The 15,907-nt window shown below is 43.1% G+C and carries 7 protein-coding genes; 2 read left to right on the top strand and 5 right to left on the bottom strand.

Features of this window, described 5'->3' with window-relative positions:
• Positions 1–637 precede the first annotated feature (637 nt).
• Positions 638–1,702, bottom strand: a complete 1,065-nt coding sequence (gene hemE, locus L2729_RS01275) for a uroporphyrinogen decarboxylase (RefSeq protein ID WP_248986605.1) — start codon at positions 1,700–1,702, stop codon at positions 638–640.
• Between the two features lie 522 nt (positions 1,703–2,224).
• On the opposite strand from hemE, the gene rsd reads away from it, so the two are divergent.
• Positions 2,225–2,692 (top strand): sigma D regulator, encoded by a 468-nt coding sequence (rsd, locus tag L2729_RS01270; protein ID WP_101090689.1) that lies wholly within the window; start codon positions 2,225–2,227, stop codon positions 2,690–2,692.
• A gap of 145 nt (positions 2,693–2,837) precedes the next feature.
• On the opposite strand, the gene acnB is transcribed toward rsd, so the two are convergent.
• Complete coding sequence (gene acnB / locus L2729_RS01265; protein WP_248986604.1) at positions 2,838–5,435, bottom strand: bifunctional aconitate hydratase 2/2-methylisocitrate dehydratase; 2,598 nt, start codon at positions 5,433–5,435, stop codon at positions 2,838–2,840.
• A gap of 400 nt (positions 5,436–5,835) precedes the next feature.
• Here acnB and hxpB point away from each other — a divergent pair, with 400 nt between their 5' ends.
• A complete protein-coding gene (gene hxpB, locus L2729_RS01260) occupies positions 5,836–6,501 on the top strand; it encodes a hexitol phosphatase HxpB (protein ID WP_248986603.1) in 666 nt (221 codons plus the stop codon).
• A gap of 230 nt (positions 6,502–6,731) precedes the next feature.
• On the opposite strand, the gene L2729_RS01255 is transcribed toward hxpB, so the two are convergent.
• From L2729_RS01255 to L2729_RS01245, 3 genes are all read right to left on the bottom strand, one after another.
• Positions 6,732–8,789 (bottom strand): M13 family metallopeptidase, encoded by a 2,058-nt coding sequence (locus L2729_RS01255; RefSeq protein WP_248986602.1) that lies wholly within the window; start codon positions 8,787–8,789, stop codon positions 6,732–6,734.
• 155 nt (positions 8,790–8,944) lie between these two features.
• Positions 8,945–11,161 (bottom strand): patatin-like phospholipase family protein, encoded by a 2,217-nt coding sequence (locus L2729_RS01250; protein ID WP_248986601.1) that lies wholly within the window; start codon positions 11,159–11,161, stop codon positions 8,945–8,947.
• Between the two features lie 64 nt (positions 11,162–11,225).
• Complete coding sequence (locus L2729_RS01245) at positions 11,226–15,719, bottom strand: EAL domain-containing protein (RefSeq protein WP_248986600.1); 4,494 nt, start codon at positions 15,717–15,719, stop codon at positions 11,226–11,228.
• Positions 15,720–15,907 lie beyond the last annotated feature (188 nt).

Raw genomic sequence — 15,907 nt, 5'->3', positions numbered from 1 at the left:
TCACCAAGCCTAAAATACTTATTGCATACAAACTTAATAATATAAATAGCTGCATATTAAAATATAGTAATAATTACATCTTAAAGCTTACTCGTAATGTCTAATCTACTGGGATTTCAACATTTTAATTTAAATGATATTCATTCCGAATAATTACCATTTATTAACAATGTGTTTTATTTTATAAAGTACTCATACTGTAGTTTAAATATAATAACCATTATTAATTTTTGTAATAAGAATCATTAAAGCTATTAACCTAAAAAGAGAAGAACCGTATGAGTTTATGTTGCACCTGTCGCACGACTTAAAGACCCCGCTAACATCACTGCAAAGCTATATCGATACTGGGTTATTATTGCCCCCAGATGAACGTAGCAGCGACTTAAACGGCATTGCCACAACTTGGGGTGGGACTGTCGATTGTGAGGCAACAGTTATCGCTTTAAAACGGTGAAATCGAAAGTCAGCCCAGAAAAGGCAGTGACTTTAGAATTGAACGGCAACCGATTAGGTCACGATTAGGTGTTAAACCGACTCCTATCGAAGCACAAAATACTCTAGATATCATCAAATAGCGTCCACAAAAAAGGCCCAGTAAACTGAGCCTTTTAAACCAAACTACTGAAGTAGTGGCTTACTTGTGGTATTTACCTGACAACTCAGTAACTGAGTTGATGAACGCGCCCGCATGCTCAGGATCAACATGTTGGTGAATACCATGGCCCAAGTTAAATACGTGACCAGTACCTTCACCGTAAGAAGATAGAATTTGTTCTACTTCTTGACGAATACGCTCAGGAGAGGCGTAAAGTACCGATGGGTCCATGTTTCCTTGAAGAGCAACTTTATGCCCAACACGACGACGTGCATCACCGATATCAACAGTCCAATCTAGACCTAAGGCATCACAACCTGTTTCAGCCATAGATTCAAGCCATAGTCCGCCACCTTTGGTGAACAGAGTCACAGGCACTTGACGACCGTCTGCATGGCGAGTTAAGCCATCAACGATTTTCTGCATATAACGCAGTGAGAATTCACGGTAAGCGTGGTGAGAAAGTGCACCGCCCCATGAATCAAAGATCATAAGTGACTGAGCGCCGTTAGCAACCTGAGCGTTCAGGTACAAGATGACTGAGTCAGCTAACTTATCAAGCAACATGTGCAATGTTTTTGGCTCTTCATAAGCCATTTTCTTGATCTTTTCGAAAGTCTTGCTTGAACCGCCTTCAACCATATAAGTCGCTAGCGTCCAAGGAGAACCAGAGAAACCAATTAAAGGCACTTCGCCTTTAAGCTCACGACGAATGGTGCTGACAGCACGCATCACATAACCAAGCTCGTCTTCTGGATCTGGGATGCAAAGCTTTTTGATTGAGTCGATAGTATCGGTTGGACGTTGAAAACGTGGGCCTTCGCCAGTTTCAAAATACAGACCAAGTCCCATCGCATCAGGAATAGTAAGAATATCAGAGAATAAAATTGCAGCATCTAGGTCATAACGACGTAGTGGTTGCAAAGTCACTTCACAAGCCAAATCTTTGTCTTTACAAAGCGACATGAAATCACCGGCTTCCGCACGGGTTGCTTTGTACTCAGGAAGATAACGACCAGCTTGACGCATCATCCAGACAGGTGTTCTGTCGACAGGCTGTTTTAATAAAGCACGTAAATAACGATCATTCTTTAATTCTGCCATTTGGCTTGATTCCTAAACTTATATTGATATCCACTTGCTCAGTAGTTTAGCATTTACGTTAATAAAGTAACCTCTATCGGTGAAATTATGTGACCCGTAACCCGACAAATAGCCCCCGCGAGGTCGAAGCTAACATTATAATCTCCTTAACCACCTTATTTGTAAGTCGTTAATGTGAGTTCTCATATCAAGTAAAAGTGCGATATAGGCCCACAATAGAGCTTAATGTACGCTGTACAGCTCTCAATGTGACAGAAAAAAGTTGCACCAATTGCTTAGCTTTGGTATAAAAAGTCTGCGCTAGCAAGAACAATCAAGAGCTCGTCGCATCGAGCCTGCAAAAACTATACTCGCCCAGCGATAGAATTCTATCACTGGGCTTTTTCTTTTTAGCGCCCCAGCCTTACCTGTTAGCTGGTATGTCCATTCAGTTATTCCGCCTAAATCGTCGAAAAGTAGTTGATCAACACAGTACTTGTCCCTACATTAGATGTTAGGGATAGATTCTTATTGGGGAAGATCATGCTAAGAAAGTTAGAAAAAGCCGAACAAAAATGGGGCGGTTCAAATACTCTTATAGATCAATGGTTAAACAATCGTCGTAAGCTACTGATCAACTACTGCCAAATCGCTGGTATTCCTCCATATGAAGTTTCAGAGAATTCCTTACCTGCATTTGATTCTGTTAAAGCATTTTGCGATCAATTAATGGACTACGTCTCTGAAGGCCATTTCGAAATTTATAACCAAGTAGTCACCGCTTGCGAGAAGAATGGCAGCTCAAGCCAAGAGATTGCGCAGCAATTGGTGCCACAGATTAGCGAAACAACCGACACTGCGCTCGACTTCAACGACAAGTACACCGAAGCCGACGATGAAAAAGTGCTGTTTCACCTAGATAAAGATTTGTCATCACTTGGGCATGCGATGGAAACACGTTTTGCGCTTGAAGATAAGCTGTTAGAAGTGCTGCACACTAAGCACACTTAATCAGTCACTAAGTATTTGAAATTTGCGGTACTGAGCAATATCTGCCTATACCCCTAAGGTGCTTATTGTCTATAAGTTGTAAATGAATCATAAAAAAGGCCAGCTAATTAGCTGGCCTTTTTCGTACTAGACACAAATTTACATCTTAAACAGCAGACTGGAAGATAACTTCACTCGCTTTTTCTGTGTACGATGCAATTTGATCGAAGTTCAGATAACGATAAGTATCAGCTGCAGTTGCATCTAACTCTTTAGCGTATGTCTGGTACTCATCAGGCGATGGTAAACGACCGAGTAACGCTGCAACAGCCGCCAGCTCAGCTGACGCCAAATATACATTAGCACCAGTACCAAGACGGTTGGGGAAGTTACGGGTAGAAGTAGAAACTACCGTTGCACCTTCAGCAACACGTGCTTGGTTACCCATACACAGTGAACATCCAGGGATCTCAATACGAGCACCAACACGACCGAAGATAGCGTAATAGCCCTCTTCAGTAAGTTGATCGCGATCCATCTTAGTTGGAGGCGCAATCCACAAACGTGTAGGCAGAGTCGTGGCAAATTTCTCCAGCATCTTACCGGTTGCACGGAAGTGACCGATGTTAGTCATACAAGAACCAACGAAGACTTCGTCAATCTTAGTATCAACCACTGATGAAAGTAACACGGCATCATCTGGATCGTTTGGCGCACAAAGAATAGGTTCTTTGATTTCGCTCAAATCGATTTCGATAATTTCTGCATATTCAGCATCGCTGTCAGCTTCCATTAACTCAGGATTTGCTAACCACTCTTGCATCGCAATCACACGACGTTCAATAGTGCGACGATCGCCATAACCCTCGCTAATCATCCACTTCAACATCACGATGTTAGAGTTTAGATATTCAATGATGGGTTCTTTATCAAGCTTAATCGTACAACCCGCAGCACTGCGCTCAGCGGATGCATCAGAAAGCTCAAACGCTTGCTCAACCTTAAGTTGTTCAAGACCTTCAATCTCTAATACACGACCAGAGAAGGCGTTGATCTTACCTTTCTTCTCTACCGTCAACAGACCCATCTCAATGGCTTTAAGCGGAATAGAATGTACCAAGTCACGTAACGTCATACCCGGTTGCATTTCGCCTTTAAAGCGCACTAAAATCGACTCAGGCATATCCAGTGGCATGACGCCTGTTGCCGCAGCAAATGCGACCAGACCTGAACCTGCTGGGAATGAGATACCAATTGGGAAGCGAGTATGTGAATCCCCGCCAGTACCAACAGTATCTGGCAACAACATACGGTTCAACCATGAGTGGATCACTCCATCACCTGGACGCAGAGAAACACCGCCACGATTCATGATGAAATCAGGCAGAGTATGATGTGTGTTCACATCAATAGGCTTTGGATAAGCGGCTGTGTGGCAGAAAGACTGCATCGTCAAATCAGCACTGAAACCAAGACAGGCGAGATCTTTTAGCTCATCACGCGTCATAGGACCCGTAGTATCTTGCGAACCCACAGATGACATCTTAGGTTCACAGTATTGGCCTGGACGAATACCACTAACACCGCACGCCTTGCCGACCATTTTCTGTGCAAGGGTAAAGCCCTTACCAGTATCAGCCACATCTTTTGGACGCACAAATTCAGTAGAAGCTTCAACGCCGAGTGTTTCACGAGCACGATCAGTAAGACCACGGCCAATGATCAATGGAATACGACCACCAGCACGAACTTCGTCCATCAACACTTCGGTCTTTAGCGAAAATTCAGAGATAACTTCATCGCTATCGTGACGCTTAACAACGCCTTCGTATGGGTAGATATCAATAACATCACCCATGTTCATTTTGTCTACGTCTAGCTCAATAGGCAACGCGCCAGCATCTTCCATGGTATTGAAAAAGATGGGTGCGATCTTGCCACCTAAACAGAAACCACCCGCACGCTTGTTAGGCACATTAGGGATATCATCACCCATGAACCAAAGCACTGAGTTAGTCGCTGATTTACGTGAAGAACCAGTACCAACAACATCACCGACATAAACCAATGGGAAACCCTTAGTTTTAAGTGACGCTATCTCTTTAATTGGACCAACAGTACCGGCTTCATCAGGGACAATACCCTCACGAGCATTCTTTAGCATCGCTAATGCGTGCAAAGGAATGTCAGGACGTGACCATGCATCTGGTGCAGGTGACAAATCATCGGTATTGGTTTCGCCTGACACTTTAAAGACGGTCAGAGAAATCTTTTCGGCAAGCTTAGGACGCGACAGGAACCATTTAGCGTCAGCCCATGCGTGAACAACTTGCTTAGCGTAGTCGTTACCCGCCTGCATTTTTTCCACTACGTCATGGAAAGAATCAAACATCAATAACGTGTGAGATAACGCTTTAACAGCCAGTGGGGCTTGAGCATCGTTATCTAACTGAGCAATAAGCGGCTCAATGTTATAGCCTCCCATCATAGTACCAAGCAGCTCAACAGCTCGCGCAGATGACAGAATGCTTGATGAGACTTCGCCTTTGGCGACGGCATCTAAAAAGCCTGCTTTTACATATGCAGCTTCATCAACACCTGGTGGGATACGGTTTTCAATCAGATCAAGAAGAAACGCTTCTTCACCTGCAGGTGGATTCTTTACCAATTCGACTAGTAGTGCCACTTGTTGGGCATCTAATGGCTTAGGGACTACGCCCTCTGAAGCACGTTCTGCGACGTGTTTACGATATGCTTCTAGCATGGCAATATTCCTCTTTTTTGGCGTTCTCACAACGAAACTGCTCGTCTTCACATTGGAACTGACGACTCGGCAGGCTCGACCCTTATTTCGAGGCGTATTATACTACAGCTTTGCAAAAGTATGAATCAGATCACACTTGGACAAGTGATAAATCATGCTCAAGAAGCAAGATGGTCACACTTTAAGCGGTTAATCCCAAAAATAAAACTAGACCATAGTGTTAACTGAATTTATTCGTTACTTTATTCAAAGAGTTAAGTAATAACAAACTGATGTTAATATTAGTGATAGCTCGCCATCGATGTCGTTAAATACGCCATTCACCTTAGCATTATTTGAATATTTACTAGAATTAACCACTACTATTCACCAAGGTTATAATGAACATAATTGGAGACTTATGACCACACCTGAGTTAAAAGCCGTTATTTTCGACATGGATGGAGTGCTAATTGACTCTGAACCTGTATGGCAAATTGCCGAGCATAAGGTGATGTCGGAGCTCGGTTTAAACATCTCAATTGAAGATACTGTCGAAACGACGGGACTAAGAATCGATCACGTCGTCGCATTTTGGTATGCCCGCTTTCCTTGGCCTAATTATGACAATGCACAAACAGCCCAAGCCATTGTAGAGCAAGTTATCAAGCATATTTTAGTCGAAGGTACGCCTATGCAAGGCGTCATCACTGCGCTTAAAACTTGCCAAGAACACGGCCTTAAAATCGGCCTGGCGACCTCCTCTTCTAGCGATATTATTAATGCTGTTTTAAACAAGCTAGCCATAGGTTCATATTTTCAAGCCATTAAGTCTGCTGAATATTTAACCTATGGTAAGCCGCATCCAGAGGTCTACTTAAATTGCGCTGCCGCGCTCAATATTGATCCTATCCATTGCTTAGCGATTGAGGATTCATTTAATGGATTGGTCGCAGCCCGCGCTGCCAATATGCAAACAATTGCCATCCCTGAGCCCAAATTGGCGGGTTTAGCGAAGTGGGTCATAGCTCATCATCAGTTAGCGAGCTTAGCGCAACTGCCTGACTTTCTCGCTGCGCAACACTAATTCAAAGAACTAAGAACTGATGTTTAGGGGCTGTTGATCTTTCGAGCTTAGTTTTTGTTCGACTCTTTCCCGTAAGGAATAATGATTTTAGTACAAGGCTTGAGCGATAATGCTTAGCAGTCTAAGCGAAAAGCTCGTAACGCATTCTAGTCATTATCTTGCTTTGTTCCATTAAAAAGCCCATCGAAAGATGGGCTTTTTACTTATTGAGATTGGTATCTAATCTTGGCTTACCAAATCTTAACGCGATCACTTTCGCTTAAGAACATCTTATCGCCCTCTTTCAAATCAAATGCTTCATAGAAAGCGGGGATATTACGTGGTGTCCCCATAGCGCGGAAATGGCTCGGTGAATGTGAATCGGTCATTAAACGGCGGCCAAGCTCTTCATCTCGGTAGTTACGACGCCAGACTTGAGACCAACCAATGAACAAGCGTTGTTCACCCGTTAAGCCTTCTATTACCGGCGATGGTTTACCATTAAGGCTCATCGCATAAGAGCGAGCAGCCACGGTTAAACCGCCTAAGTCGCCAATGTTTTCGCCTAAGGTTAAATCACCATTAACGAACTTACCCGGCATGGCTTCATAACCTGCGTACTGCTTTGACAACTGCGCGGCACGCTTTTGGAACTCTTCACGGTCTTTATCTGACCACCAATCGCGAAGGTTACCGTCACCATCATATTTAGCGCCTTGATCATCAAAACCATGGCTGATCTCATGACCGATAACAGCACCGATGCCACCATAGTTAATCGCATCATCAGCATCCATATTAAAGAATGGTGGCTGCAAAATTGCGGCAGGGAACACTATTTCATTCATCACAGGGCTATAGTAAGCGTTCACCGTTTGTGGCGTCATATGCCACTCAGTACGATCAATCGGTTGACCCAATTTAGCTAACATCGCTTTGTACTCAAATTGAGCATAGCGTTGATAGTTGCCGACTAAGTCGTTAGCTTCAATGTCGAGTGCCGTATAATCTTTCCACTTATCAGGGTAGCCAATCTTATAGGTAAACTTCGCCAATTTTTCTTGAGCTGCGAGCTTAGTTTCAGGCGTCATCCACTCCAGTTCATTAATGCTGACCTCAAACCCTTTGATCAGGTTTTGGATCATCTCTTCCATTTTGGCTTTAGCTTCGGGCTTAAAGTTTTGCTTAACATACTCTTCGCCCACCAACTCACCAATCACTTGGTCAGCGGCATCAACACCCTTCTTCCAACGAGGCTTCTGCTCTTCAATACCCATTAAGGTATTACCATGGAAAGCAAAATGGAGATCAACGAAATCTTTACTCAATAGTTCTGCGTAATCATCCACCAGATGAAAAGCTAAATAGTCTTGCCACTCGGACACGCTAAATTGATTAAATTCTTTGCCAAACTTTTCAAAGTAAGATGGCTGACGCACAATCACGTCCGTCACTTTGTCGATGTCTGCTCCCGCTGAGAACTGCACAAAGTCAAAACCTTCAACTAAATCTTGCAGCTGTTGACGGTCCATCTTGTTATAACTTTTATTGGCATCACGCGATTCAACACGGCTCCATTGACTTGCGGCGATAAATTTTTCAATTTTAGCCACACTTTCGCTCGCGCGCTTTGGATTGCTATAGCCCGCTTTGGCCATTAGATCATCGACATATTGAATTAATGCTGCACGATTGGCAGTAAATTTCTCATCATCTTTTAGGTAGTAATCTCTATCTGGCAAGGTGAGACCTGATTGATACAGATAGACCCCATATTGGCTCGAATTTTTAGCATCGTTATTGACGTAAAAACCGAATGGTACCGTTGAACCATGCACCAATAAACTGCCCATTAAGGTCGCTATATCGTTGTGAGTTGATGCAAAGGCAATATCTGACAGCTGATCTTTTAGCGGTGAGATCCCTAACCCCTCAATGGCGTCGGTATCCATGAAGCTCGCATAAAAGTCACCCACTTTTTGCTCACTGCTGCCTTTTGCCTTGTTTGGCTTAGCAGCTGCGGCATCAATAATTTTTTTAAGTGCTTCTTGGCTTTGTTCATAAAGAACGGAAAATGAACCGTAATTAGATTTATCAGCAGGGATAGGTGTGTTCGCTAACCAAGTGCCATTCACGCTGTAGTAGAAATCATCTTGATGACGCACTGCAGGGTCAAAGTTGGCTTTTTCAACTCCAGAAACAACCATTGAAGTGGTACTTTCTGTAATACCGTCTTTATCGCTGCTGCCACATGCTGCAACACCTAATGTTAATGCTACGCACAATGCTAATTGACTTACCTTATTCATATTTATCCCCGATTTAGTCCTTTAAAAATTGCTTCTACTTTTCGTAAAAACAATCGTTTAATTCATATTGCTCTCTATGTTTTAGACTATTAAGCCCGTTTTTGTCACATTATATGAATGTTATTTCAAGCGGCCTAAAGCCGCTCACTTCTTGATTACCAGTTCTTACCAATAAACAGAAATACCGTTTTTTCACCATCATCTGAAGCACCAAAGCCAAATGCCGCTGGCCCAACGCTAGTGTCAATACCAAGGAAAATACTGCCTGCATAAATAAGATCATCTAATGACACATTATCTTTTTGATTCCAGACGTTACCAGCTTCGAGACTGGTGCCTAAATACAAAGGATATTCCGTCATACCCAGCACATCACGACCAAGATCGTATTGATAAACAAAAGCACCAAATACTTTATGCGAGCCATAAAGGGCATTTTTATGGTAACCAGAAAGATTTAAGAAGCCGCCTAATTCAGACACATTGACGGTGAAGGCACCATCTTTATCGACCGTCGCAAATGAGGCTATACCAACGAAAGCATGGTTACCGACACCGACAGCGCCACGCCAATCTGCTTCAATTTGTAATGACATGTCAGAAGACTCTGAAGCAAGATCCTGATCGTAGCCCTCTTTTCTAAGGTACATATTTAACGTAAAACGATTACCCGATGTCGGAAAATTAATACTATTGAGATCGTCGTAGGCAAATTTAAAGTAACCGCCGTAACTGTCATAATCGACCGTACCGAGTTGCCAAAGATCATTGTCTAAGCTACCAACCTCACCCAATAGTCCGAGTTCTATCATGCCGTTTTGAGTGAAATTTAAACCGATACCAATTTCAGCTCGGTAAGCTGTTTGCTTAAGCTGAAGAACGCGGCTGTTATCTTCGAAAAAGCTCCAATCCTTAAGTTCATACTCAAGCCGTGCTCGACTAAAATAATCTTGATCTTTTGTTAAAGGCTGATAAAACTCAGAAGCTAATAATTTATCAAACCCAAGCGAGATCTCATGGCGCCATTCACCACCATTTTCCGTTAAGTCGGTCATGGTGTATGCCACATCCAGTGAAATCACCGAATCGAGACTGAAATCATCTTCCCAACTAAAGCCTAATTGGAAATAGTTCGGTCCCCAAGACTTTGCTTTGGTCGAAACGGTTAGCACTCTTCCATCAGGCGTATCTTCAAACTCAGCATCTACTCGCTCAAATTTGTCCAACGAATAGATCCTAGCGATACCCGCCTCAAGGGTTTGGACGGTGACATGATCACCCACATCCAAATTGAGGCTATCAGCAAGTAACTTTTCGCTTACTTTAGAGTCGTTGTCGTAGATAACTTTAATGAGAGGCCGGTTCAACTCATCGAGCCATACCTTACTCTTGCTGCGTTTTGCAGCAAGGTACTCGCTAAACTCCTGCTTAGAGACACTGTATTTCCCTAGCTTATCTAATTGCTCTCTTGCCGCTATCTCTCCTAAGGGAAGAGCGATGGGCATGATGCTAAAATCGGTGGTACTTAATTCACCAATATTGGGCCTAATAAGAATATCTTCATCTGACAATAACGCTTTTTGTCTCTCAGAGCTGGCATTAGTGAGCATGGTCGATAACTGATTGAGCACCGCAATGGCACTATCGAGTTCTTCTTTCCCGACAAGTGGCGAGCCAATATCGACCGCAATAACAATGTCTGCGCCCATCGCTTTAACCACATCTATTGGCATATTGTTGGCGATGCCCCCATCGACCAATAACATACCGTTGATAACCGCAGGTTGAAGTGCACCAGGAACTGACGCAGAGGCTTGCATCGCTGCCACAAGGCTGCCTTCACTTAAAACAACAGCTTGGCTAGTCGCTAAATTAGTTGCAACGGCTCTAAAAGGGATTGAAAGATCATCGAAGTGACCAAACTGATGTACCAGATTGGTAGAGCTTCGCAGCAATTGCGACATAGACTGACCACGCAGAAAACCCGCAGGTGTTTTAACTTTCTTATCGCTATAGCCGACGTTAACCGGGATATTATATTTGTCGCGGATCTCTTTATCTTTAAAACTAAGCTCTTCACGCGGGATAGTATCTGAATAGCCCTTATCCCAATTGGTATTCATCATAATAGCTTCAATTTCAGCAGCACTATAACCCAATGCATACATGCCACCGACATAAGAGCCAATACTGGTACCAGTGATGTAATCAATCGGGATATTGTTCTCTTCCAGTACTTTTAGCACGCCAATATGCGCAGCACCTTTGGCACCACCGCCACTGAGTACAAGGCCTATCTTAGGCCTTTCTGTAGCGCTAACAAATGACTGAAAGAATACCAGCAAACAAAGAATAATAATTCTATGTATCATAATGACTTATTCAACTCTTCTAATGATGTTTTAACGTAGGGTATTTAATTAACTTGTGCAAGCTTTAGGCAATAGGTGTCATCTGTTGCCCTGCTTTAGACAGTAAACTGGCTTCTGAGCGTAGCGCCATGTAAGCATCTAAATCAGTGCCTGACATTGGTTTGGCAAAGTAATACCCCTGGATGACATAGCAGCCACGGCTAAAGACCTGCTCTAACTGCTCATGAGTTTCGACGCCTTCAGCCACAACATCTAATTTTAAGTTTCTTGCGAGCTCAATAATACTACTCGCAATGGCCTGATCGGCTTTATTAGTCGCAATATCAATAAGGAAAGAGCGATCAATTTTTAAAGTATTCACTTCAAAATGACGTAAGTAAGCCAAGGAGGAATAACCCGTCCCAAAATCATCAATCGCGACATCAATCCCTAAACTCTTAAGCTCTTTTAGGTGTTGTTTAGCGACTTCAAGCTCTTTCATCAATACGCCTTCAGTGATCTCCAACGATAATGAACGATTTGGCATTCCGGTTGCTGCCAAGCTTTTTTCGACACCATGAATAAAATCTGGCTGGCGAAAATGCAATGCTGAGATATTGACTGAGACTTTAAGCGGTTCATCTAAAATTTGTGCCCAACGGGCACCATGGCGACAAGCCTCACGCATAACCCAACGATCAATATCAACAATAAGCCCACATGCTTCGGCGACTTTGATAAAAATGTCGGTACGTACATAGCCATCTTGAGGGTGGTTCCAACGCAATAAGGCTTCCACTCCAACAAGCTTATCATTCTGTAAAATATCAATTTGTGGTTGGAAGTGAAGCTCAAATTCATTCCTTTCGATAGCTTTGCGTAGATCCGTCTCCAACCGTAAATGATAAAGTGCCTCGGCATTACGCTCTTGGGAATAATATTTAAAGTTACCTTTACCTTCATCTTTAGCATGATACATGGCCAAATCGGCATTTTTGATCAGCGTTTCAGGCTGCTTAGCGTCTTCTGGCCACAGGCTGACGCCAATACTGGTTGAGATATAAAACTCACGCCCATAAAGATCAAACGGTTTTTGAATACTGGCCAATAACTGTTCACAGAGTTGATTAATGCTATCGAGCTCCGTATCGCTACGCAGCAAAATAACAAACTCATCACCACCAAAGCGACATAAAACATTGTCATTAGTGATAAACGCTTGTAAGCGGTTTGAGGCTTCCACAAGCAAAGCATCGCCCATGCTATGACCATAAGAATCGTTAACGTGCTTAAAGCGATCTAAATCTAAGAACAGCAAGGCGAGCTTACCGCCCTCTTTTTCAGCCTGATAAATAGATTGAGATAATTTGCTCGAAAATAAAGAACGATTTGGCAAACCTGTGAGTACATCATAATTAGCCAGACGACGAAGATCTGCTTCCGTGCGCTTACGATCAGTAATATCAGAGAACACCACCACATAATGCGTCGCTTCCCCAGTGGCATTTAAAATAGACGATACGTTAAGCCAAACAGCGCACAGCTGATCATTGGCGCACGCCACGGTGCATTCGCCCGTCCAGCTCAAGCCGTGTTGCAGTAAATCAGCAATATGAGTACCCGACTCTTTACCCCGTAGTACCTCAGCAAATGATCGGCCAATGAGCGTGTTAGCATTGAAACCCAATATATCTTGCGCCGCTTTATTGGTGACTTGGATCAACTCATCTCTGTCGTAGATAAGCACCGCTTCAGTTGTATTTTCAAATGCTTGAGCCAATAGATAAACATCATCCTTTAGCTGGCGCTGTTCAGTAATATCGGTATAGATACCTGCAACACGCTCAATTTTACCGTTAAAACCATTACGCTCGACAGGTCTACCTAATACTCGCACCCAACCCCAAAGGTTATCACTTCGCAAGTAGCGGTACTCTACTTCGAAGCGATCGGTACGCTCATCGAGCATATCTTTCCAAGCGGTAAGCACATGACTTTTATCTTCGTTATGAATAGGAAATTCACCAAGTTTAAGATGAACCTGAGTCTCTTGCTTACTCAATAAACCGCCCACATTTTCAAGTCTAAAAATATCAGTCTCTAGATGCCACTCCCATAACTCAGAGTTACTGCCTTTTAATGCTTGTTTTAATCTATTTTCGCTCTCTGTAAGCGCGGAGTTCATCCCTCTAAATGTCATTACCTGCCGCTGCCGAACAAAGATAATGCCGAGCCCGAGCAGTAAGACCACAACCAGCAATAAACCTTTAAACCAAGCGGTTTGCCACCAGTACATTTCCACTTCAAAAGAGAAAGAAAATGGGGCAGCCGACCATACTTCATTCTGCACACTAATAATTTCAAGCACGTGCGTACCCGCATCTAAGCCTGAAATATTTAACTGAGATTGGCCGTCGAGATAAATATAGCTACCAGCGGTTTTATCTTCATCGCGGCGTAAACGGTATTGCAGCTGCAACGGTTTCTCATCGAGGTAATTATTGCGCGCCAGCTGAAAACTCACCAGTTGCGCACCGGGTAAAATACGATGACCCTCTTGCGGTAATAAATTAACCTCGGTGCGGTCTTCGAAATAGACCTCCATCGACTCAAGCAAGATAGTATCTTTTACTATACGATTCTTAAGTTTGTTTACATCAAGTAGCATTACTCCATCAGGCGTACCCACATATAGCCCTTCAGGAGAAACAAAAACCGCCCCTTCATTTAGCTCGTCACTAATGAATCCATCTTCAGCGGCAACAACGATGACTTCATCCGTCATGGTATCGAATCGGATAATCGAACGTGGACAACCTATAATCCGATATTGTTCAAATTCTTCAATAAAATACACACTATTGCAGCTTATCTTCCACTCTTCAGTTAAAGACCGAACATCACCCGTTTGTGAGTTGTATTCAACGGCACCGCGATCTTTAAGTCCAATCCAAAAAAGACCGGGCTCAACTTCTTTCATGGTGTTAACCGAGGTAGTATCCAATCCATGTACCAGTGGTGCGGTAACGGCGTGAAAATTTTCTTGTTGATCTAGATATCCAAGCAGCCGGTTTCCTCCCAGCCACAACCTCTGTGCACTATCTCGGTTTACATGCTTAATTATCTGTAGTTGAACGATACTCTTATCAGGACTCAAGCTGACATACTGGGGCTCTGCCAAGCCAGGCTCCCAAAAAAATAATCCCCTATTAGTGGCGAACCAAATCCGACCTTTAATGAGTGTATCAAAATAGGTATCGTAAACCGTTTTACTCTCTAAAGTGCCCGAGCCTCCCATCCAATCGCCAAACGTCTGCGTATGAAAAGTGCTTTTATTGACAATAGAGAGCCCATTGGTACTGGATAACAGAATGTTTTGCTCATCCAATGGCTCAATGTGATAGATGCTGTCGTTTAGATCAATATTCTTAGGCGTTATGAAATACGGATGCTTTGTTTGCCTATCGATGAGGAGTAATCCAGCATCAGTGCCAAACCACACATCCTCTTTATCGGCATAGATAGACCAAATGACTTCATCTGGCAGTTGGTAGGGTGCAGCCTTACTAAATTGCTCCAGTAAAAAGTCGGGTTTATCCGCCAGTACGGCAACCCCATCGCCTGAGCCACCGATCCAAATAAGGCCAGTATCATCAACGGCAATATCGTGTATGTAATCGATATTCGACTTTTGCTTTATCTCATTCCCATAAAGTTGGCCAGAGGGAGCATCTGGCAGCCATTTGAATAAACCGGATCGCGTTGCCAACCAAAAAAAACCTTGTTGGTCCTCAGCGATATGGGTAATGTAATAAGGTAGCTGCGTAACCTTGCGGATCGACAAGTCCTGCTGTATTAACTCAAAGAAGCCCTTGCTGGAGCTGATCCAAACTCGATTATTTGAATCTCTAAATATCTGCTCGATTCGCCCATCACTTTCTGGCCAAGGCAACACGGCCACCCGTTCGCCAACCTCATCTCTAACCTCAATGCGTCCTTCTGTTGCCACCAGTAATCGATTGTCTGAAATAGCTGATATTGCCCGCCAAGGATAATCCTCATTGCTACTTAAAAAATTAACCCGCTCTAACGACATTTTCCTGTAGTTAAAGCGTAATAATTCGCCCTCTCTGGTGAGCAAAATTCGGTTGCCATTGTCATCTTCAACTTGAGAGATGATCCCCAGGCCTTCAAATTCAGGAAAAAGAGTGCTGCTACCAAAGGCGGTAAAAGTATTTGCGTAAATATCGTAAAGATAGATTTCGTAGAAACTACTCACAAGCAGGTGACGTTGGCTTAAAGGGGAAACTAAATGAATCAAGTTATCGCTCAGTTTTGAGTCTAAACCAACTTGATCGATTCTTCTGATTTTAGTGCTACTAACACGGTAAAGCCCCTCTTCTGTTGCCAGCCAAGTGAATCCATGGGCATCAAAACTAATATCCCATACGGTGCCATTAATTAGCCCATCACTTGCGGTAAAAATCCGCTGAACGACTCCACTGGCTAATGCCGGTGTAGCGCAACTAATCAATAAAATGACCAAGCTAAACCATTTTTTTATAATTCTTATTCTCATTGGTATACACCCAAGTCACTTGGAAATTCAGGATTCCGTGGGGGTTTAAAATCCTTTGGGTATTAAGCTTTATTAGATTAACTTGAATGTATCATTTAGATAACACAGAATCACGCTTTGATTGGAAAAACTCCCAATTTACTGGGTTACAGACATAAAAAAAGCGCTCATCAGAGCGCTTGATTAAT

The organism is Shewanella gelidimarina, from assembly GCF_023283945.1.
GTDB classification, from domain to species: domain Bacteria; phylum Pseudomonadota; class Gammaproteobacteria; order Enterobacterales; family Shewanellaceae; genus Shewanella; species Shewanella gelidimarina.
The sequence above is the reverse complement of the archived record's forward strand: the minus strand, read 5'-3'. Positions and strand labels throughout refer to the sequence as shown.

Bases quoted from the DNA above. Each gene is read 5' to 3' on its own strand.
- L2729_RS01245 (WP_248986600.1), bottom strand. From the start codon at position 15,719: ATGAGAATAAGAATTATAAAAAAATGGTTTAGCTTGGTCATTTTATTG.
- L2729_RS01255 (WP_248986602.1), bottom strand. From the start codon at position 8,789: ATGAATAAGGTAAGTCAATTAGCATTGTGCGTAGCATTAACATTAGGT.
- hxpB (WP_248986603.1), top strand. From the start codon at position 5,836: ATGACCACACCTGAGTTAAAAGCCGTTATTTTCGACATGGATGGAGTG.
- rsd (WP_101090689.1), top strand. From the start codon at position 2,225: ATGCTAAGAAAGTTAGAAAAAGCCGAACAAAAATGGGGCGGTTCAAAT.
- acnB (WP_248986604.1), bottom strand. From the start codon at position 5,435: ATGCTAGAAGCATATCGTAAACACGTCGCAGAACGTGCTTCAGAGGGC.
- L2729_RS01250 (WP_248986601.1), bottom strand. From the start codon at position 11,161: ATGATACATAGAATTATTATTCTTTGTTTGCTGGTATTCTTTCAGTCA.
- hemE (WP_248986605.1), bottom strand. From the start codon at position 1,702: ATGGCAGAATTAAAGAATGATCGTTATTTACGTGCTTTATTAAAACAG.